The following is a 20823-nucleotide window of genomic DNA, read 5'->3' on the forward strand; positions in this document are numbered from 1 at the left end:
GAGAGTAGGTCGCCGCCGGCATATATTTTTGTTTGTGGGTCGTGGTAGCCATTCCCCTGTTGTGGGGTTGGTGGCTGCGGCCCCTCTTTTTATACCCAACAGTAAACGCAGTTCAATTATTGGGTAAGGCGTGGCGCTATACCAAGTACTTCTGGCGCAATTGGTTGATGTCGGCGTCGGAAAGCCCGATGCCCTGTCGTACGAAGTTGTCGAAAGTACCGTAGTTCTCTTCGATAGCGTCCCACGACATCTTGAGCCACTCTTTGTCTACCGCGTTCTCGCGATTGAGGTAGGTGTTGCTGGCCAGGAAATCCTGCTCGATTACTTCGTAACTAACTCCTAGGATAGCCAAGAAGAACGCGGCACCGAGGCCGGTTCGATCTTTGCCCGCACTGCAGTGGAATACAACGGCACCGTCTTCGTAAGCGAGGGCTTGGAGGAGATCTTTCCAAGCGGTTCGCGGTGCTTCTCCGGTAATCATCAACTCATAGCCGAGCAGTTGGCCGAAGTACTTCACTTCATCGTCGAAAATCTCTGCATCGTGCGCTTTGATGCTTTCTCCCGCCGCTTCGTAGAACTCCGGTGCATGGCCGTAAAGCTGCTCGCCAGTTGTTGCGACAGGACTTTTTACGAAGCCCAAGCCATTGCGAACATCGATGATGTCCGCTACTTGGTAAGTCACGCTGTCGGGCAAGATGTCTGGGGCTTCGTTGCGCTCTTTAATGTTTCGCAAATCGACGACGCGTGTCACACCTGCCTGCGTCATCCGGGCAAGGTCTTCGTCACTAGGTTCTCGTAAGGCGTTTGACCTGTATCCCAGGCCGCGGCGGATGTGGCGACCGTCCTCGGTCATGATTGGGTTGGCGCTACTGCCCGCTACATCGCGGAAGTTACTGAGCGAGGAAAGTGAGCCGGACTCGATAGGGGCTGGGGATCCGGTTGGCGCCGTTGCGGTTGTAGTCTGCCCGGTGACCTGTGTCTCGGTCGCACTAATTCCTAATGTGGCTGCATTCAACAACGAGGCGCCAGGGCTAGCCGATGCGGCCGATGGGGAAATAGTGCCGAGTGGTAGAAGAAGGGCCGCGGTTAGGGCAGCGGCTTTAGCGCGATAGTTTGCGCGGCTCAGGTTAGTTGTATTCACGGGTGTTGAGGTTAGCGTGCCTCAGGTTTTCGGCAACTTATAAGAAAAGCTCTTTCGCGCATAGCCATGCCCGCACAGCAGGCCGCTCTGAAACGCGGTAAGAACGTAACAGGGGTGCCTGACTGCAATACTCAGAAAAGGCTCTCTACCAGCGCAAATTAGCCAACGCTAATCAAAATCTGAAACATGCCCTAAATATTGCGCAATTTCATAACGTATTTACTTGTTAAATAGGGAATCCTAAGCTAAGGTTGCGCAGGTAATGATTACCTAAGTAAGTGATTGGGTAATGGCGTCTAAGTGACGTTTGCTCAACAATCCTACTGTGACCGAAGGGATGCCTTTCAGTGGCGCGTTCAAACTCCGGCCGTATTCGCAATATCGTAGCCGCATCTGTTGCCAGCCTTGGACTTGTTCTTGGCGCATGTTCTGCCGATGCCGGCAACGAGGATAAGGCTGCAGCTGCAGGTAACGAGGCAACTGTTACCGTTACTGATAATCACGGTGAGCAGACCGTGCCGGCCGAAATTGACACTGTTGTGGCCACGGACAACCGTTCCTTCGAGATGCTCGATCAGTGGGGCATTAAGCTGGCTGCAGCTCCGAAGGCGATTATCCCGTTTACGGTTTCCGACTACAAGGACAATCCCGATGTTCAGGACATCGGTAATCACCGCGAGCCGAACCTCGAGATTGTTGCAGCCGCCGACCCGGATCTGATTGTCACCGGTCAGCGTTTCGACAAGTACTACGACGACCTCAAGAAGCTCGCTCCGAACTCCGCCATCGTGGACTTCGAGCCACGCGAGGGCAAGCCGCTGGATGAGGAGCTCAAGCGTCACGCCAAGGGCATGGGCACCGTCTTCGGTAAGGAGAAGGAAGCCGACCAGCTAATCGCGGACTTCGATAAGGCTCTGGAGCGCGCCCGCAAGGCCTACAACCCGGACGTGAAGGTCATGGCACTGAACTCGTCGGGTGGCACCCTCGGTTACATTGCCCCCACTGTTGGTCGTACCTTCGGCCCGTTGTTTGATCTGATTGGCATGAAGTCGGCACTGGAGGTCGACAAGGCCAGCGATGATCACCAGGGTGATGAGATTTCCGGCGAGTCCATCGCTAAGGCGAACCCGGACTTCATCATGGTTCTCGACCGCGATGCTGGCACCTCGGTGCGCGGTACCGATGAGTACCGTTCGGCACAGTCTGTGGTCGAGGAAGCTGCTCCGCTGAAGAACGTGAAGGCCGTCAAGGAGGGCAAGATCTACTACGCCCCAGAGGACACTTACACCAACGAGTCCATCATCACGTACACGGAGATTCTGAACGAGCTTGCCGACGCCTTCGAGCAGGCCTAATAAGTATCTGACCAGTCACAGGAGTACCTCACCAACTCTATGCAGAAGTTACTGGAACCCCGATTAGCCATTGGGATTGCCTTCGTGGCAGTCCTGGTGGCTATGTCGCTGTTTGTAGGTCAATACGACATCCTGGGCGCCGACGACGGCTGGGAGATGTTCGCCACTACGCGTATTCCGCGCACCATTGCACTAGTGCTCTCGGGTGCCGCGATGGCGATGTGTGGCCTGGTCATGCAGCTGCTTACACACAACAAGTTCGTCGAACCCACCACGACGGGAACCACGGAATGGGCTGGTCTTGGCCTAATTTTCGTAATGTATTTCTTCCCCTCGGCGTCGTTGCTCGGCCGGATGAGCGGCGCGATTATCTTCGCTTTCATCGGCACAGCAGTGTTCTTCCTGTTCTTGCGCCGAGTGACTTTGAAGTCGAGCCTGGTCGTGCCCATTGTGGGCATCATGCTGGGCGCGGTAGTCAGTTCGATTTCGACTTTCTTTGCGTTGCAGACAGACATGCTGCAGTCACTGAGCGTCTGGTTCGCAGGCTCCTTCACTGATATTTATAAAGGGCAGTACGAATTCCTGTGGCTGGTCGTCATTGTGGTCGCAATCGTCTTCGTATTCAGTGATCGGCTGACGGTTGCGGGGCTTGGTGAGGATATTGCGACCAACGTAGGCCTGAACTACAAGCGAATCGTGTTCCTGGGCACGGGACTAATCGCTATTGCAACAGGCCTGGTCACAGTAGTGGTGGGCAATTTACCCTTCCTGGGCCTCGTCGTCCCGAACATCGTCTCCATGTTTCGTGGTGATGACCTGCGCTCCAACTTGCCGTGGGTGTGCCTGGTGGGCATTGCCATCGTGACGGTCGCGGACATAATTGGCCGCGTCATTATCGCCCCGTTCGAGATTCCGGTATCGGTGATTCTCGGCATCCTGGGTGCTGCCATTTTCGTCTATCTGATCGTGGAGCGACGTCGTGCTTAATCTCAGTTCAACTCATACGGTGGCCAACCAGGTTGGGCCGCAAACGACGTCGTTTAGCACGGGCGCCGCGGCGCGCAGGTACTGGATCATCATTGCTGTGCTGGTGGGCTTGGCGACGTTGTTTACCGCGGGTCTGCTCGCATGGGACAACCCGTTGCCGTTCGGCACGGAGGGCTTTTGGCTGATCGCGCGTCGGCGCCTTGACGCCGTTATTGCCATGATTGTGGTTGCCTGCTGTCATGCAATTGCGACGGTGGCGTTCCAGTCGATTGCGAATAACCGAATTATTACGCCGTCGATTATGGGGTTTGAAGCGCTGTACGTGGCTATCAGTACCGCCGCGGTCTACTTCCTCGGCGCGACGGGTCTGATGAATGCCGGCTCGGTTGGGGCGTTTGTTCTGCAGCTTGCGCTGATGGTGGGGCTGTCGCTGGTGCTGTACGCGTGGCTGCTGACTGGGCAGGGCGCGGATATGCACAGCATGCTGCTGGTGGGCATCGTCATCGGTGGCGGGTTGGCCTCGGTATCGACGTTTATGCAGCGCATGCTGACGCCCTCGGACTTTGACCTGTTGACGGCGCGTCTGTTCGGTTCTGTCAACAACGCTGATCCGGAGTTTTTCCCGGTGGCAATTCCGCTAGTGGTAGGGGCAATCGTGGTGATTGCGCTGCATTCGCGGGCGCTGAACGTGATGTCGCTAGGCCGTGAGGTTGCGACGAATCTGGGCGTGAACTACCAGGTTCGGTCGATCACCGTGCTGGTCGCGGTGTCGGTGCTAATGGCAGTATCGACGGCCATGGTCGGCCCGATGACATTCCTCGGCTTCCTGGTCGCGACCATTGCGTACCAGGCTGCTGATACCTATGACCACCGCTTTGTGCTGCCGATGGCGGGGCTGATCGGCTACGTCACGTTGGCTGGTGCGTATTTCATTCTCAATCACGTTTTCTACGCTCAGGGCGTGGTGTCCATCATTATCGAGCTGGTTGGCGGTTCGATCTTCCTCTACGTCGTTTTGAAGAAGGGACGGCTATGATTCTCCTCGACAGTGTAAGCAAGAGCTATACCAGCGAGGTGTCAATTGGCCCCGTTGACCTGGAAATTCCGACCAACTCCATCACGGCGCTGATCGGACCGAACGGTGCGGGCAAGTCCACGCTCTTGACTATGATTGGCCGCCTTCTGGCCGTCGATTCCGGCGACATCAACGTCGGCCCGTACAACGTGGGCAAGACCAAGTCGAAGGATCTGGCGAAGGTGCTGTCGATTCTGCGTCAGGACAATCACTTCGTCACCCGTCTCACCGTGCGCCAGCTAGTCAGCTTCGGCCGCTTCCCGTACAGCCAGGGACGCCTGACCGCCGAGGATGAGCGCATCATCTCTCAGTACATCGAGTTCCTCAACCTTGAGGCGCTCCAGGGCCGCTACTTGGACGAGCTCTCGGGCGGTCAGCGTCAGCGCGCGTATGTCGCAATGGTGCTCTGTCAGGAGACGGATTACGTGCTTCTCGACGAGCCGTTGAACAACCTGGACATTTCTCATTCGGTCGACATCATGTCGCACCTGCGCACTGCAGTGCGCGAGTTGGGTCGCACCATGGTGGTCGTGTTACATGACATCAATTTCGCGGCTCGCTACGCCGATTACATTTGTGCGGTCAAGGATGGCCAGATTGTTGAGCACGGCCCAACCGCGGAGCTGATGCGTTCGGAGGTTCTGAGCCCAATCTTCAACACTCAGATTGACATTGTCGAGGGCCCGCACGGCCCGGTCGCCTGTTACGGCTCTTAAGCCAATTCCGAGCCGGCCCCACGCAGCCGATACAATCTAGCCTCATGACTATTACTGCTGCCGTTGACGGTTCCGCCTTGCACAACCCCGGACCTGCCGGGTGGTGCTGGTATATCGACGACAGCTGCTGGGCCGCCGGCGGATGGAAAGAGGGAACCAACAACCGCGGCGAGCTCACCGCTCTTGCCGAGCTGCTCCGCGCCACCGCTCACATCCCCGACGAACCTCTTTTCGTACTGTGTGATTCGCAGTACGTGATTAACTCCGTTACCAAGTGGATGCCGGGGTGGAAGCGCAAGGGATGGAAGAAGCGCGACGGCAAGCCCGTCCTCAACGTCGATATCTTGCAGGACATCGACCAGCTGCTCGTCGGCCGCAATATCCACCTCGAGTGGGTTAAGGGACACTCCGGCCACGACATGAACGAGGCCGCTGATCAGCGCGCCCGAGCCGCCGCCACCGCGTATCAGAAGGGCACCGCAGTGCCCGAGGGTCCAGGTTTCGCCGGCGCGGGGAGTCGCGGGCAGACGAATGCAGCACAGGCGAATGCAGTGCCGACAAAAACCACGCCCGCCGCGCCTATCTCCGAGCCCAAACAACCCAAGACCGCAACCTTCGAGCAGGAGGGTCTCTTTGACCTCGCTGCCGACACCACCGTGACGCCCGAGGACGCCGCCAAGGAAGCGCTCACCGTTTTCCGCCGCGCCGCACATCGCGCTGAGCAGGGTAATGCCCGCGCCCTCAAGGCATTGCTTAACGACGCCCTGGGCGCCAACCTCGCCGTGCCAGACGGGCTTTCGGATGCCGAGCATGAGCTCCGCGTCGAGGGAACCACCGCTACCGCGCAGTTCACCACCGACGACTGGGTTGGCTTGGCTGTCTGGGATTTGTCCCAGGCAGTGGGGAAGGCCACAGGTTCCGCGCGTTTGCTGGGCTGGAATGTAGGCAGGTCTTAGCAGTAGTATGAAAGTTTGGTCTTTTAGGTAGACCACCAGGCAATCCGGGGTTACTGGTAGCCTGAAAACACATAAATTCTTTTACTCATTACATATAAGGAGCTCCGACTTCATGGCTGAGCACGAAGGTCCTCGTTCCGGCGAAGGCCGAGGAAATCGCGGAAACCGCGGGTCTAACCGTTCCCATGGTCGTGGCGAGGGCGGCTTTAACGGGCGCAACCGCAACGATCGTCGTGGACAGGGCGGTGGCCCAGGTGGTCGTGGCCGTGGTGGTCACGGTGGTCATGGCGGTAACCGCGATTCCCGTGGTTCGCGGGGCTTCCGTCGTGATGATCGCGACGATCGTGACTTTAACCGCGGGGACCGCAATGAGCGCAATGAGCGCGGTGGTCGTGGTTACAACCGCAACAATCGCGATGATCGTAATGAGCGCGGCGAGCGCGGTTACAACCGCAACGACCGGGGCGACCGCAATGATCGTCGCGGCCCGGGCGGACGCGGTGGCCAGGGAGGCCGCAACTTCGACCGTCGTGGTGGCAAGCCACGTCGCTCCAACCGTGGTGGCCGCTTCCAGGATGAGAAGCGTACGCACCGCACCGGTCCGCAGCGCCCAGGTTTCCGCGAGGAGCGCATTGAGGCCCGCAAGAACGAGCCGAAGCTGCCTGATGACATTCGTGCAGACGAGCTCGACCCGAGCGTCCGCCAGGATCTGAAGAGCCTGGCTAAGGACAACGCCGACAAGGTTGCTCGTCACATGATTATGGCCGCAATCCTGATGGCTGAAGACCCGCAGCGTGCCCTGGAGCACGCCCGCGCAGCGAAGGACCGCGCAGGCCGCGTCGGTGTCGTTCGTGAGACAGCTGGTGTCGCCGCTTACCACGCAGGTGAGTGGAAGGAAGCCCTGGCTGAGTTGCGTGCTGCTCGTCGCATCTCCGGTGGTCCGGGCATGCTCGCGGTCATGGCGGACTGTGAGCGCGGCCTCGGCCGCCCGGAGAAGGCCATCGAGCTGGCTCGCTCCGAGGAAGCCAAGCAGCTGGATAACGAGTCCAAGACTGAGCTGGCTATCGTCGCCGCAGGTGCTCGTCGCGATATGGGGCAGATTGATGAGGCTCTGGTTGAGCTGGAGACCCAGGATCTAAACCCGGATCGCGAGGACTTCGAAGCAGCTCGTCTGTTCTACGCCTACGCTGATGCGCTGGTGGAGGCCGGCCGTAAAGACGATGCCAAGGTGTGGTTTACCCGCTGCGCCAAGATTGATGTCGACCAGATGCTCGATGCTCGCGAGCGCATCGAAGAGCTGAGCAAGTAAACAGCCCAGCTGCCCGGCTCGCACAACCAGCCACCGCTGGCGCGATCCGGGTGCGCATCTACAATTCGTCGTAAAGCGTTCCTATTTCGTAAAAGGAGAAATGCACCTCATGGCTTCTGTCGCTTCTTCCTATGATGCCGCTCTGCTGGATCTGGATGGCACGATTTACGAAGGTGGCGCGGCGATTCCGAACGCGCTGGAGGGGCTGACCGAGGCGGCGCTGCCGATGGTGTTTATTACGAACAACGCCTCGCGTGCGCCGCAGACGGTGGCGGATCAGCTCAATGAGCTGGGGTATGACGTGCATGCCGAAGATGTGATGACGTCGGCGCAGGCGGCCATTGAGATGGCGGCGGAGGTCATTGAGCCGGGCTCGAACGTCTTTGTGTTGGGTGCGGAGTCGTTTAAGCAGCTGGCTCGTGAGGCGGGGTACACCGTGGTGGATTCCGCTGATGACAACCCTGCGGCGGTTTTCCAGGGGCTTAACCGTGAGATGACGTGGAAGCAGATGTCCGAGGCGGCGCTGGCGGTGTCGCGGGGTGCGCGCTACCTGGTGTCGAATTTGGATACGACGCTGCCGTCGGAGCGCGGTTTCCTGGTCGGCAATGGTTCGGTGGCTGCGGCGATTTCGACGACGACGGGCGTGGCGCCACTGTCGGCCGGTAAGCCGAAGCCGCCGATGTTCATTAAGGCTGCGGAGCGTATGGGCGCGAAGAATCCGCTGGCGATTGGGGACCGCCTCGATACCGACATTGCGGGCGGAAACGCTGCCAAGATGGACACGTTTATGGTGGTCACGGGAGTTTCCACGCATATGGATGTCGTCGCAGCGCCCCCGGAGCATCGCCCGACGCTCATCGGTGCTGACATGACCGCGCTGAACCGTGAGCTGGATCAGGCACGTCCGGCTCCGCAGGCTGGTTTCACCGCGCGTTACGACGACGCGGAGGCCGGTGTCATCGTTCTTTCTGGCGGTGACACGGAGGATTGGCGGTTGGCGAACCCGGCGGAGGCCGCGGTGGCGGCTCTGCTGACGGTCGTGGATGTGGTGTGGAACTCTGAGGCTGGTCGTGCTGGCACGGTCGAGGTCGCGCAGGTCCGCGCAGAGAGCCCTGCTGCTGAGGCGGCGCTGGCTGCCTGGCGGAAGTGATAGCTGATGAGTGAGATCGCACCGAAGCCGGGGCAGGGGCAGAGGTCTGGTCCCGTGCCGGGGCCGAAACCTGGCTCCGCTCCTAGCCCGGCGGCAATGCCCGGTGCGCGCGAGGTAACTCCGGAGGCCGTGCGGGAGCAGGTTGCGGCTGCACTATCCGCACCAGCGCCGACTCCGCAGGAGAGAGTCGCGCAGTTTGAGCGGGCGCATGAGGTTTTGTATGAGGCCCTGGGCTCGTCACGCAGGGAAGGAAAGTGAACGCGGTGGCAAAGAAAGCTCCTAAGCGCAGACTCGATGCGGAGCTGGTGCGAAGGAAGATTGCTCGCTCCCGTGAGGCGGCAGTGGGCATGATTAAAGCCGGTCGAGTCGAGGTCGGTGGCTTCGTTGCCTCCAAGCCCGCGACTGCGGTGACAGGGGACGTGTCCATTCGCGTCAGTGGCCTGGAAGAGGACGAGAACTGGGCATCGCGCGGTGCACACAAGCTGCTCGGCGCGCTGGAAGCTTTTGAGCCGCAGGGTCTGGATTTGAAGGGCCGAAAGGTGCTGGATGCCGGTGCCTCCACGGGCGGTTTCACCGATGTGTGCCTGCGCCGCGATGTCGACACCGTCTACGCCGTCGACGTCGGCTACGGTCAGCTGATTTGGCGCTTGCAGGATGACCCGCGAGTGGTTGTGCTCGACCGAACTAATGTCCGCACGCTAACCCCGGAGATCCTAGGCGGCACAGCCGATGTCATGGTCGGCGACCTGTCCTTTATTTCTCTGAAGCTGGTTCTGCCAGCGATTGTTTCCTGCCTCGACGAGGGGGCCGACCTGCTGCCGATGGTCAAGCCGCAGTTCGAGGTGGGTAAGGAGCGGCTTGGCTCCGGTGGCGTTGTGCGTAGCGATGCGCTGCGTCAGGAAGTTGTCCAGGAAGTCGCTGAGTACGCCCGCACGCTGGGGCTGTCCTTCCGCGCGGCTGTGGCCAGCCCACTGCCGGGCCCGAGCGGCAACGTGGAGTTCTTCCTGTGGCTGGTGAAAGACGGCGGCGCCAGCGATATTGGTGATGAGGCTATGGCTGCGGCCATCGCTAAGGCCGTCGAGGAGGGGCCGCACAATGACTAGCTCACCGACCGAATCACCGACCGGCTCACCGACTAGCGCGAGGAGCAGCTCAGGGATTAGCAAGCCCAAGACCAGCGCCGGCAAGCGCGAGATTCTGCTGGTCCCGCACACCGGCCGTAGCGCCAACCTGGAAATGGCCGCCGAGGCGGCCGAGCTGCTTGAGGCCGCGGGTATCGATATCCGCGTGTTGGCCGGTAAGAACCCGGAGGCGCTGGCCGCGCACCCAACGCTCGGCAAGTACCCGCGCTACTGGCACTCCCCGCAAGCAGCGTCGGGATGCGAACTCGTCCTCGTCCTCGGCGGCGACGGCACCTTCCTGCGAGCCGCGGATATTGCGCACTCGGCTGACCTGCCGGTGCTCGGTATCAACATGGGGCACGTGGGCTTCCTCGCCGAGTGGGAGCAGGAGTCCATGACGGAGGCGATTAGTCGCGTCATTAAGCGTTCCTGGCGTATCGAAGATCGCATGACCATCCGCGCCACCGTCCGTGACACCACCGGTCGCGTGATTGGTTCGGGTTGGGCGTTGAACGAAGTCAGCATCGAGAATGTCAACCGCCGTGGGGTGCTGGACGTCATCTTGGAAGTCGATGGCCGCCCGGTGAGTTCCTATGGCTGCGATGGCGTGCTGATTTCCACGCCTACCGGCTCCACCGCTTACGCCTTTTCCGCAGGTGGGCCCGTACTCTGGCCGGAGCTCGACGCGATGCTGGTCGTTCCTAACAACGCCCACGCGCTGTTCTCCCGCCCGCTGGTGATCTCCCCGCATTCGACGATCGCCATTGAGACCAACCACGACACCGCCGAGGCGGTCGCGGTGCTCGACGGCTTCCGCAACATCATCATGCCTCCGGGCAGCCGCATTGAAATCGAGCGCGGCGCGCAGCCGGTGCGCTGGGTGCGTCTGGATGATCAACCGTTCGCCGATCGTCTGGTGCACAAGTTCCGCTTGCCGACGTCCGGGTGGCGCGGCCCCGCCGAAGCCCAATAGCCCCTAAACACGGCAGACAAGAGCCGTCACGAGACTCCACAACCGGGACCGTGCCCGCGGCCCCCAACTTCAAGGGAAGGACTGAATGCAGGCGCCATGCTGACTGAGATTTCCATCCGCGACCTCGGCGTTATCCCGGACGCGACGCTTGAATTCAGCCCAGGCCTGACCGTTCTCACAGGTGAAACCGGTGCGGGTAAGACCATGGTGGTCACAAGCCTCAAGTTGCTCTGTGGCGCGCGTGCCGACGCCGGCCGCGTGCGTACCGGCGCCGACAAGGCCCTGGTGGAAGGCCGCGTGTCCACCGAGCACCTCTCGGAGGAAGAGTCGTCCACCATCGATGCTGTGGTCGCTGAACTCGGCGGCGAGCGCGATGAAAATGATGAGTACCTGCTTGCCCGTCAGGTCTCCGTGAAGGGCCGCTCCCGGGCGTGGGTTGGCGGCCGCAGTGCGTCGGCTGCGGCATTGGCGGATGTCTCCACGCGCCTCATCGCCATTCATGGCCAAAATGATCAGCTGCGCCTGCAAAGCGCCGATGAGCAGCGTGCGGCCATCGACCGTATGGATGCCGAGACCATCGTACCAACGCTGGAAACCTACCGTCAGCAACGCGCACACTGGCGCACCCTGGTCAAAGAACTGGAAGAGAAGACCTCTAAGCGCCGCGAGTTGGCCATGCGTGCTGACCAGCTCAGCTTCGCCATCGAAGAAATCGACGCAGTCTCGCCCGAACCAGATGAGGATCAGGACCTGGCCTCGCAGATCCGCCGCATGCAGGACCTGGACGGCCTGCGCGACGCTGCCGCCGTGGCGCTGGCCGCTATCGACGGTGCCGCTGCCGTGGGCGTGACCGGCATGGATGCGGCCACCGAAGACTCCGGTGCCGCCGAACTCCTCGGCGCCGCCGCAAACGAGCTCGCCGGCGCCAACGATGAGGAACTCACCGAGTTTTCCAACCAGCTCAATGAACTGACCAGCCAGCTCTCCGAGATCTCCGCTGGCCTCGGCGCGTTTCTCTCTGGCCTGCCGGAGGAAACCGAGTCCCTGGACAAGCTCATGCAGCGCCAGGTGGAGATCAAGAATCTCACCCGCAAGTACGCCCCGGACATCGCAGGCGTGCTGGCTTGGCGGGATAAGGCGGAGCGAAAGCTCGCCACGCTGGATGTCTCCGGCGAAGCGCTGGACAAGCTGACCGCAGAGATCAAGGCGGCGGAGAAGAAGCTCGGCACCACCGCGCGGAAGCTCTCCAAGGCTCGCGCCACTGCCGCAAGGCACCTGGAACAGGCCGTGACCAAGGAACTCAAGGGCTTGGCCATGCCGCACACCTCGCTGGTGGTGGAGATTACCAAGGCCGACACCTTTGGCCCCGCTGGCGTGGACAATATCGAGTTTAAGCTCCGTGCCCACGAAGGTGCCGAGCCACGCCCGCTGGCTTCATCTGCGTCCGGCGGTGAGCTCTCCCGCATCATGCTGGCATTGGAAGTTGTCCTCGCCGAAGGACAGGCCGGACACACGATGGTTTTCGATGAAGTCGATGCCGGTGTTGGTGGGCGCGCGGCTGTGGAGATTGGTAAGCGCCTGAAGCAGTTGGCGGTGAATAACCAGGTGATCGTCGTCACGCACTTGCCTCAGGTGGCGGCGTTTGCGGATACCCACTTGGTGGTCAGTAAGGATGCGCGCTCGGGTGCGGTGTCGTCGAAGGTGACGAGCCTGGGGGACGAGGAGCGGATTGACGAGCTCGCGCGGATGATGGCGGGCTTGGACGATTCGGACTCTGGACGTGCGCACGCGCAAGATCTTCTGGATCAAGCTCGGCGCGCCTTCGCGGCCAAGTAGCTGCACTTATGTTTCACTAAGTGCCATGAGTCTGTTCTCTCGGAACGAAAAAGATCTTCCTGGCATTTCGGGGACCGTGCGGGACGGTTCCCGCCTGGATCGTGCGCTGAAGCGTATGGGCGAAGGCGACATCGTGGTGATCGATGCGCCGGATATCTCGCGTCCCCTGGCACAGCAGTTGATTGATGCCAAGGTCGCCGCAGTGGTGAACACTGGCGCATTTACCACGGGTTTTGTGCCGAATTACGGCCCGCAGATGATGCGCGACGCCGACATCGCAATGGTGCAGAACGTCGGCGACGAGGTCTTCGAGAAACTCAAGGACGGCAAGAACGGCAGGCTTGACGACGGCAAGCTCTACCACGGTGACCGCCTGATTGGGCAGGGCGACGAGGTCGACCAGGACGAGCTGGAGCGCGCCTTCGACGAGGGCCGCACCAGCATGGTCGACCGCCTGGAGGCACTCTCCGGCAACTTGGTGGAATTCGCCAAGACCGAGTCCCCGCTCTACATCGATGGCCTGGGCATTCCGGACGAGACGGAGCCGCTGCGTGGCCGCAAGGTCGTTGTTGTTAGCCCTGGTGAGGGACACCGCAAGACGCTGGAAGACTTAAAGAACTTCATCCGCGAGTACGAGCCGCTGCTCATCGGCGTCGACACCGGTGCCGACACGCTGTTCGACCTGAAGTACGAGCCGGACTACATCATCGGCGATCCGGAGAACATCAACTCTGAGGCGCTGCGGTCTGCCGGTTGCGTGATCCTGCCCGCTGATCCGGACGGTCACGCGGTGGGCCTTGAGCGCATTCAGGACCTCGGCATTGGCGCCATGACCTTCCCGGCGCTGTCCGATTCCGCCACTGACCTGGCGCTGGTGTTCGCCGCGCATCACGACGCCGACATGGTCGTCTCCGTCGGCGCCCCGCAGAACATCGACAGCATCTACCACGACGAGGATCAAAGTGGCGTGCCGTCGGCGTTGCTGTCGCGTTTGAAGGTCGGCGAAAAGCTTGTCGACGGTCGCATGGTCGCCGACCTCTACCAGGTCAATAGCCGTGGTTTCGGTGTGGCCTGGGCCATCCTGGCTATCTTTGTCGCCGTTGCGGTGATCTTCGCTATCGCTGGTACCTCCGGTGATGGTTCTGTCAGCGAGAATTTGATTGATACCTGGAACTCCATTGCACTGTGGTTCCAGGGGCTGTTTAAGTAGTTATAGCGGTATCTTGAGCATTGTGAGCGCCCGAGTTTTCAGCTGTCAGTGCTGATCGAGGCGTCGGCGAAAGGAATGAGGGACGGGCGATGGCGAAGAAGCGCAGGAGCGGGAAGTTTACAGCCGGAGTGACAGGTGCCGCCCTCGGTGTGGCGGCAGGTGCTGCGTTGGGTGCTTATGTGCTGAACCCCGCTGGTGCTGGCATTGATTTCGGCACTGGTGCCGCCTCTGAGCGCGATGCCGCTGTTGCTCGCGCTGATGCTCAGCAAGCGCGTGCCGATGAAGCCAACCGCATCATCGAGCCCATCGTCGGGGAGATTGTCAAGGACTCTCTGAAGGACGTGCCTGTCCTTGTGGTAGCGACTCCCGATGCCACGGATGAGCAGCTGGCAGGGGTTTCCGAGACCCTGCGCGCTGCAGGTTCCCCGGATGCGGGTGTGCTGAAACTGACCGATAAGTTCCTCTCCGCCGCTGGCGCGGATGAGTTGAAGGACACGGTTTCTACCTCGCTGCCGGCTGATGTGCAGCTGGATCCGGAGCGCCGTGAGCCGGGCCGTCAGGCTGGCCAGGCGTTGGCTCCGGTGTTGGAGCTGGATAAGGATGGGGGAGAGCGGGCTTCCGCTGCTGACCGAAAGCTGCTGTTGGAGGCCCTGAAGGGCGGCGGCTTTGTTGAGTACGAAGAGGGGACGCTCCGCCCGGCTGCTGGCATCGTGATTGTTGGTAATCACGGTACTGTCTCGCGCGCTGCGATTGATAACGGCGAGGACCCGGAGTTTGGCGCTGGTCTGGTTGCCGATCTGGCGGTGGCGCTGGCTGAGGGCTTTGGTCCTGGCGAGGATGCTGCTGGTCACGTTGTGGTGGGGACTGACGGCTTTGGCCGTGAAGGCGTCAGTGCTCTGCCAGATGAGCCGTGGGGCGCCGACCCTGCTGTGAAGCGAGTGGACGCTGTGTCGGACGCTGCGGGGCAGGTTGGAGTTGTTGGGGAGTTGAAGAGGTAAAAACACATGGAAGTTAGTCGGGAAACAGTAGAGCAGCTTCTCAAGTTCTCTTCTGACAGAAAGTGGGAGGTTTTTCATACTCCTGAGAATCTTGCTAAAGCGATCTCAATTGAGTCTGCTGAGTTGCTCGAGCTTTTTCAATGGGATGCAAAATATGAGAAAGCTGACCTCGAGGATGAGCTTGCAGATGTGCTGAGCTACTGCCTTTTGCTGGCTCGTAGGGCTGAAATCGATCCTAATGAGGCGATTGCGAAGAAAATCGCCCTAAATGAAGTGCGCTATCCGCGTAGTAAAAGCACGGGAAGCTCGCTTAAGCACGACAGGTTGTAACGTGACCAAGAGAAAACTGCTTCCAGTGCCAAGGGCATTTGTTGAGCGAGTCGACTACGCAAGTAGTGGTATCGACGAGCTAAAGGGCAAAGATACTCCTTACCGCCGTTTTATTATTGACTACCCTACGGTCTACATCATTTCATTGCGGGATAACAAGGGATCGTATCGAGTCTATGTGGGGGAAACGAACTCGATTGTCCAGCGAACGACCCAGCATCTCGAGGGAGATACAAAGGCATCTAACTCCAAGCGAAATCTCTGGATTGATTTACGTGATGGCGCTGGAACCCAGATGTACGTGATTGGGCACTCTCTATTTAATAAGTCGCTGACTCTGGATATTGAGAATCGACTTATGCAGTACTTGCCTAGCAACGAATCGGTGAAGTCTGCCAGTGAGACCAGTGTCGCTACTGAAAATGCGCGAACAAATGCGCAAGGTGATTACTTCACCAAAGAGCATTTAGACAAATCCTTCACCCAGATTTGGTCTAAACTACATGCTCTGGATCAACAGCTATTTCCAGCTGAACGTATTATTCGCGAATCTGCACTTTTTAAAGCATCACCTTTCCATGAGTTAACTACAGAGCAGTCTGATGCAAAGTTTGAGATAATTAATGCAGTTGTAGATCAAATGCAATCCATAGGCGACTCTAGGCTGATTATGGTTTCAGGCGCTGCTGGGACAGGCAAGACAGTATTGCTTAGCAGCGTTTTTTATGATTTGAATCAAAAGCTCCCAGCTATTGAAGAACATCTTGGGAAATCGACCCTTGACGCGTATATGCTAGTCAACCACGATGAGCAAGTTACTGTTTATCAGCAGGTTGCTGAAAAACTCGGCATTTCGAGTACTAAGAATCTTAAAGTCATGAAGCCGACATCCTTTATCAATCATCGGAATCCTGGGGAAAAGGTGGATGTCGTTCTAATCGACGAAGCTCATTTGCTATGGACACAAGGAAAACAGTCGTACAGGGGTAAGAACCACCTTAAAGATATTCTAGAACGTGCACATGTAGTGGTAGCAGTGTTTGATCCTGACCAGATTCTTGCCGCAAATCAGGTGTGGGAGCCTGCGGATTTGGAATGGATGGAGCAACGAGTCGATAAAAGTATTGATTTAAAGCTTCAGATGAGGATGCTCGCCTCGGAGGATACCATTCAGTGGGTACGCTCTTTTGTTGATGACGGTATTATCCATAAAATTCCGAAGGATAATAAATATAGTATTAAGATTTTCGATGATCCTAACCAGCTTTACAAGTCAATTAAGGACAAAGCTTCGAATGTAGAGGAAGGATTATCCAGGTTAATAGCCACGTATGATTGGCAGTTCTCGAGTGCTCGGCCACCTGCGGAGAATGAACTCTGGCAGGTTCGAGTCGGTGATTTTTCAATGCCATGGAACAATCAAAAGAAGAGTACTGAGAAGAAGACTGCAGGTCTACAGCTGAGCTGGGCGGAGCGCCCACAAACTATTGATGAAATTGGATCTATTTTTACTATCCAGGGTTTTGACCTGAATTATGCCGGTGTCATTATTGGCCCCTCTGTCAAATACCGTGATGGAAAGATTATCTTTGATCCATCTGAGTCATGGAACCCAAATGTGAAGAATAAACGAACGTTGAAAGACGGTTCGAAACAGTCGTTCGCTGAAGAGCTGCTGAAGAATCAGCTTAACGTCTTACTTACTCGAGGTGTTCACGGGCTACATATCTATGCTGTGGATCGCGAACTTCGTGAAGCGTTGGCTGCTGCCGCATCTGGAATAGGGGATGATTAACCGAGTTTGGTCTCGGTATATTTAATTTGCTTAGTTTTCCAAAAAAAGTGCGGTCTTTCTCTGTTTCGCGTTCGCAATTGTTTCGAAGGATGGACTTCTAGTGCTAGCGAATAGGGAATTGAAACTGGGGTGTACCCCTCTGCTAGACTGCTATTAGAGGGAGTGATTCGTTTTAGATGTTGATTTTCGAGGATTTTTATTGACTATCTATAAGCCCTTATTCAATGAGTTTCTCATTTCAATTCCCTAAAAAATTTTTCGCAGTCCTCGTCTGAGATAGTTAACAGCCTTGGTTGAAGTCTCCTCTCTTGCGCGCCCTTTCTTTCCAGTAGTTGCTAGAGGAACGTCACAGTCGCTCTCAAATACATATCCTGCACCGCTTGTACCTCCGCAGGCACTTCCTCCAGAGCAATTGGCTCCGACACAACTGTGCTCCAGTCAATCCGAGAGTTAGCAAGGAACTCGACCGACCGCTCCAGGTGCCGTGGTTCGTAATTATGGACACCGGTAATGGTGCGCCAACCACGGACGAGCCACTCAGGATCAAGGGCATAAGCAGGGGAGTCAGCAACACTTCCCGCGAGGACTGCTCGGCCGGCGATGTCGAGGCTGTCGATGCAGGTGGTGACTCCAAACTCGCTGCCAGAGAACTCAAGGGTGATGTCGAAAGACCCTAATTCGAAATCGGAGCCAGCCGCTGAAGCATCAGGAGTAACTGCACCCAACTCTTGTGCCCATTCAAGGCGCGTCTCATCGCGGTCAATGGCCACAACCTCAGCGGCGCCACCACGAATAGCTGCCTCAACAGCGATAAGGCCGAGCATGCCGATGCCCATAACTAGAACCCGTTTACCTGTAAGAGCCCCAGCCTGCTCCATGCAGGCCATCACGGTGGCGCCGGCGCAGGTGGCGATGGAGGCTGCGGCATCGGGAAGCGAGTCGGGGAGTACCACCACTGGTTGATGGTTGCGCAGCGCAATGTGGGAAGCATAGGTTCCGGAAAGCGGCCAGTCGCTATCGAAGGCCTCGTGACCCGTCTTTTTCAGGTTTCGGCACTTGGCGGTCATGCCGCATTCACAGCGGTCGCACTCCAGGCACGGTGCGGTGACCGAGAACACGACACGCTGGCCAACCCGCAAATCTGGGTTGCGGGTGTCGCGGACGACTCCGACTCCCTCGTGGCCGAGGACGCTGGGGCACGGTGCGCTGCGGCGACCGAGCACGGTGTGACGGTCGGAGCCACAGATCGTTGCGGTGGTGATTTCCACTAGGGTTTCGCCTTCTTGCAAAGCAGGAATAGGAACTTCCTGCATGCGAAAGTCGCTACCGCCGTGCCAGACAAGTGCCTGGGCCGTTTCCATCGGTGCAGTAGGAGTGGAAGGTGTCGAGGGAGTCGGAGTTGTCATCAGTGTTGTGTACCTATTCGGTCAGATCTACAGTCTGGGTCCTACTCTCCAACAAGGTCCAGCAGGTTCGCGGAGGAATCCAGAACGTGATCAGCGCTGAGGGACTCGAACTGTTCGAGAGTCAGGTGACCGGTGAGCACACCGACGCTGGTGACGCCAGCGGCCTGGGCGGAACGGACATCGGCCTCAGTGTCCCCGGAGCTGATGACAGCTGCCTTGTCGGTCACACCGAGCTTCTCCATAACAGCCAGAATCAGGTCGGGCTCGGGGCGGCCGTGCTCGACTTCGTCACCGGCGACAACGGTGTCGATAATCCCGTTGTCCCACCCCATGGAGGAGACAATGATATCGACGATTTCGCGCGCAAAGCCCGTCGTCAAGCCGACTTTGATGCCCTTGTCGTGCAGTGCCTTCAGCATGTCTTCAACGCCTGGCAGTGGGGTCGGTGGGTTTTCCTTGTACGTGCGAGCAAGCTCGGCACGGAAGAACTCCCAGGCGTGGTTGTGAACCTCTGAAGTCGGCTCGATGCCACCCTCACGGAGCAGATTGCCGATTGCCCAGAACTTCTCGGTACCCATGTAGCGCTGGAAAGTCTCGTCGGAGTAGCGGGCACCTTCGCGTTCGGTGGCTTCGCGGAGGACGCGGTAGACCTCGTCACGGTCGTCGATGGTGGTGCCAGCCATGTCGAAGATAGCGAGCTGATAAGTCATGGAGTTTTCCTTTTTCAGTAGAAGGGGACGGGGACTGGGGTGGAGCGGTTTAGCGGACGGCGGCACGCAGCCACATGGACAGCGTCTCGACGACGAGGACGACAGCGACCATGAGGATGAGGATGTAGGTGACGACGTCGAACTGGTTGACTCGAGAGGCATTGAGCAGCTGGAAGCCAATGCCACCTGCGCCGACGACACCCAGCAACGTGGCCGAGCGGATGTTGGTGTCGAGCAGGTAGAGGCAGTGGGCAATGAAAGACGGGATTGCCTGGCGAACGGTGGCGGCGAAGAAGATCTGTGACTCGGTTGCACCAGTAGTGCGCAGGGCTTCTTGCACGTCAGTGTCGGTTTCTTCCAAGGAGTCGGCGACCAGTTTGGACAGCAGGCCAACCGCACCGAGCGCTAGAGCGAGCGTACCGGCGACCGGGCCCAGACCGGAGATGACTACGAAGATGATGGCCAGAATTAGCTCCGGGATGCCACGGATGACCACGATAAGCACGCGGAAGAACCCGTGTACCCACTTGTTGGCGATCACGTTGGAGGCAGCCATGATGCCAATCGGGATGGCGAGGATGGCGCCGAGGAAGGTGGCGGCGAAGGCGATTTGCAGAGTATCGAGAAGCAGCTGGAAGATCTCGCCGGCGATACCACCGGAGGACGGCGGTAGGAACAGCGCCATGGTCTCTGGAAGGTTGGCCAGGCCGCTGAAGAAGTTAGAGGCGGAGATCTCTGTCTCGGCAAATGCTGCGATGGTGATGACCACAAGCGCGATGGTGGTCAGCACGCGGGAGACGCGAGCAGCAGTCCATGGCGGGGTAATCGACGGCTTACCGTCGGTAGCATCCTGCTTGGCAGCCTTGCGCTTGTCCTTGATCTTCGTGCCCCACATGCGGTCGACCCAGGTGCCGGACAGCAGGGAAGAGTCGGACTTGCGCATAATGATTGCACGCAGAGAGCCGGAGAGCAGCTCCATGACGATGCACAGCACCAGCACCACCAGCGCCAGAGCCATGCCCTCGCGGTAGTTGAGGGTGCGCAGCGAGTCGGCAATTGCCATACCGATGCCGCCCACACCGACATAGCCCAGGAGCACGGAGGTGCGCAGGTTGATGTCGAAACGGTGCAGCGCAGTGGCAATGAGCTGCGGGGTCAGCGCCTGCGGGATAGCCGAGACAATCTGCTGCGTGCGGCTACCGCCGACCGACTCGATAGCTTCGCGGGGACCGTCGTCAAGCTCTTCGATCGCGTCGGCGTAGAGCTTTGCGACCATGCCGACAGAGTGAATACCCATGGCGAGAATGCCGCCGATGGCACCGATACCGAACATGCGGATAAACACGATGGCCAGCACCAGGTCGGGAATCGCGCGAGCCAGCACGATAAGTGCGCGGGAGATCCAGCGCGCGGTGGGCGAGAACGTAGTGGTGCGCGCGGCGATGACAGCCAGCGGCACAGAGAGAATCACCGACAGGGCAGTGGCGAGAAAGACGATAGCCAGGGTCTCACCGATGAGACTGAGCAGCTCGGCCATCGGCGGGAATTCCAGCGGGAACATGCGCGCGACAAAGTTGGCGGCATTGTCCGCGGACTCGCTGATGGTGACGAGGTTGATGCCAATCGAATTAACCGACCACGCGCCGATAGCTGCGAGCAGAATCAACACGGCAGTCGCGGCGATGGAATTGTAATTATGGGGCTTATTTTCAGGAGCCGACGCACGCGGCTTGGAAACGGTAGGAGCGGTCATTG

Annotated in this window: 19 protein-coding genes; 15 read left to right on the top strand and 4 right to left on the bottom strand. The window is 58.8% G+C overall.

Translation table 11 applies throughout. From position 1 onward, the window contains the following. Window positions 1-136: 136 nt before the first annotated feature. Complete coding sequence (locus HMPREF2708_RS02150; protein WP_083321839.1) at window positions 137-1141, bottom strand: tyrosine-protein phosphatase; 1005 nt, start codon at window positions 1139-1141, stop codon at window positions 137-139. Between the two features lie 347 nt (window positions 1142-1488). On the opposite strand from HMPREF2708_RS02150, the gene HMPREF2708_RS02155 reads away from it, so the two are divergent. From HMPREF2708_RS02155 to HMPREF2708_RS02225, 15 genes are all read left to right on the top strand, one after another. Next, window positions 1489-2496: a siderophore ABC transporter substrate-binding protein gene (locus HMPREF2708_RS02155; RefSeq protein ID WP_070831759.1), complete on the top strand. Its 1008-nt coding sequence runs from the start codon at window positions 1489-1491 to the stop codon at window positions 2494-2496. Between the two features lie 39 nt (window positions 2497-2535). Continuing rightward, complete coding sequence (locus tag HMPREF2708_RS02160; protein ID WP_070831762.1) at window positions 2536-3483, top strand: ABC transporter permease; 948 nt, start codon at window positions 2536-2538, stop codon at window positions 3481-3483. Continuing rightward, a complete protein-coding gene (locus tag HMPREF2708_RS02165) occupies window positions 3476-4519 on the top strand; it encodes an iron chelate uptake ABC transporter family permease subunit (protein ID WP_070831765.1) in 1044 nt (347 codons plus the stop codon). The genes HMPREF2708_RS02160 and HMPREF2708_RS02165 overlap by 8 nt, the downstream gene beginning before the upstream one ends. After that, window positions 4516-5274, top strand: a complete 759-nt coding sequence (locus tag HMPREF2708_RS02170) for an iron ABC transporter ATP-binding protein (protein ID WP_070831768.1) — start codon at window positions 4516-4518, stop codon at window positions 5272-5274. Before HMPREF2708_RS02165 ends, HMPREF2708_RS02170 begins: the two co-directional genes overlap by 4 nt. A gap of 44 nt (window positions 5275-5318) precedes the next feature. Further along, window positions 5319-6230: an RNase H family protein gene (locus tag HMPREF2708_RS02175; RefSeq protein WP_070831771.1), complete on the top strand. Its 912-nt coding sequence runs from the start codon at window positions 5319-5321 to the stop codon at window positions 6228-6230. A gap of 112 nt (window positions 6231-6342) precedes the next feature. Next, a complete protein-coding gene (locus HMPREF2708_RS02180) occupies window positions 6343-7539 on the top strand; it encodes a tetratricopeptide repeat protein (protein WP_070831773.1) in 1197 nt (398 codons plus the stop codon). A 109-nt stretch (window positions 7540-7648) separates the two neighbouring features. Further along, a complete protein-coding gene (locus HMPREF2708_RS02185) occupies window positions 7649-8689 on the top strand; it encodes an HAD-IIA family hydrolase (protein WP_070832456.1) in 1041 nt (346 codons plus the stop codon). A gap of 6 nt (window positions 8690-8695) precedes the next feature. Beyond that, window positions 8696-8947 (top strand): hypothetical protein, encoded by a 252-nt coding sequence (locus HMPREF2708_RS02190; protein WP_070831776.1) that lies wholly within the window; start codon window positions 8696-8698, stop codon window positions 8945-8947. 5 nt (window positions 8948-8952) lie between these two features. Beyond that, window positions 8953-9792 (top strand): TlyA family RNA methyltransferase, encoded by an 840-nt coding sequence (locus HMPREF2708_RS02195; RefSeq protein ID WP_070832458.1) that lies wholly within the window; start codon window positions 8953-8955, stop codon window positions 9790-9792. After that, on the top strand, window positions 9785-10783 hold the full coding sequence (locus HMPREF2708_RS02200; protein ID WP_070831779.1) for an NAD kinase: 999 nt from the start codon (window positions 9785-9787) through the stop codon (window positions 10781-10783). The genes HMPREF2708_RS02195 and HMPREF2708_RS02200 overlap by 8 nt, the downstream gene beginning before the upstream one ends. Window positions 10784-10879: 96 nt before the next feature. Next, window positions 10880-12619 carry a DNA repair protein RecN gene (gene recN / locus HMPREF2708_RS02205; RefSeq protein WP_070831782.1) on the top strand — a complete coding sequence of 580 codons (1740 nt, stop codon included), beginning with the start codon at window positions 10880-10882 and terminating at the stop codon, window positions 12617-12619. 25 nt (window positions 12620-12644) lie between these two features. Continuing rightward, window positions 12645-13829, top strand: coding sequence for a putative cytokinetic ring protein SteA (steA, locus tag HMPREF2708_RS02210; protein ID WP_070831785.1), 1185 nt, complete (start codon window positions 12645-12647; stop codon window positions 13827-13829). A gap of 89 nt (window positions 13830-13918) precedes the next feature. Continuing rightward, window positions 13919-14827: a copper transporter gene (locus HMPREF2708_RS02215; protein ID WP_070831786.1), complete on the top strand. Its 909-nt coding sequence runs from the start codon at window positions 13919-13921 to the stop codon at window positions 14825-14827. A 6-nt stretch (window positions 14828-14833) separates the two neighbouring features. Beyond that, on the top strand, window positions 14834-15157 hold the full coding sequence (locus HMPREF2708_RS02220) for a nucleotide pyrophosphohydrolase (protein WP_070831789.1): 324 nt from the start codon (window positions 14834-14836) through the stop codon (window positions 15155-15157). A gap of 1 nt (window position 15158) precedes the next feature. Continuing rightward, window positions 15159-16952 carry a DUF2075 domain-containing protein gene (locus tag HMPREF2708_RS02225; RefSeq protein ID WP_210400305.1) on the top strand — a complete coding sequence of 598 codons (1794 nt, stop codon included), beginning with the start codon at window positions 15159-15161 and terminating at the stop codon, window positions 16950-16952. 335 nt (window positions 16953-17287) lie between these two features. Here HMPREF2708_RS02225 and HMPREF2708_RS02230 read toward each other — a convergent pair whose 3' ends face one another. The 3 genes from HMPREF2708_RS02230 to phnE are packed head-to-tail and all read right to left on the bottom strand — an operon-like array spanning window position 17288 to window position 20821. Next, complete coding sequence (locus HMPREF2708_RS02230; protein WP_083321841.1) at window positions 17288-18358, bottom strand: zinc-binding dehydrogenase; 1071 nt, start codon at window positions 18356-18358, stop codon at window positions 17288-17290. A 41-nt stretch (window positions 18359-18399) separates the two neighbouring features. After that, entirely contained in the window at window positions 18400-19068 is a 669-nt protein-coding gene (locus tag HMPREF2708_RS02235; RefSeq protein ID WP_070831794.1) for an HAD-IA family hydrolase, read from the bottom strand. A 49-nt stretch (window positions 19069-19117) separates the two neighbouring features. Further along, entirely contained in the window at window positions 19118-20821 is a 1704-nt protein-coding gene (gene phnE / locus HMPREF2708_RS02240; protein WP_083321842.1) for a phosphonate ABC transporter, permease protein PhnE, read from the bottom strand. Between the last annotated feature and the right edge of the window lie 2 nt (window positions 20822-20823).

Origin of the sequence: Corynebacterium sp. HMSC073H12 (assembly GCF_001837775.1) — a bacterium.
Classification (GTDB): Bacteria; Actinomycetota; Actinomycetes; order Mycobacteriales; family Mycobacteriaceae; genus Corynebacterium; species Corynebacterium amycolatum.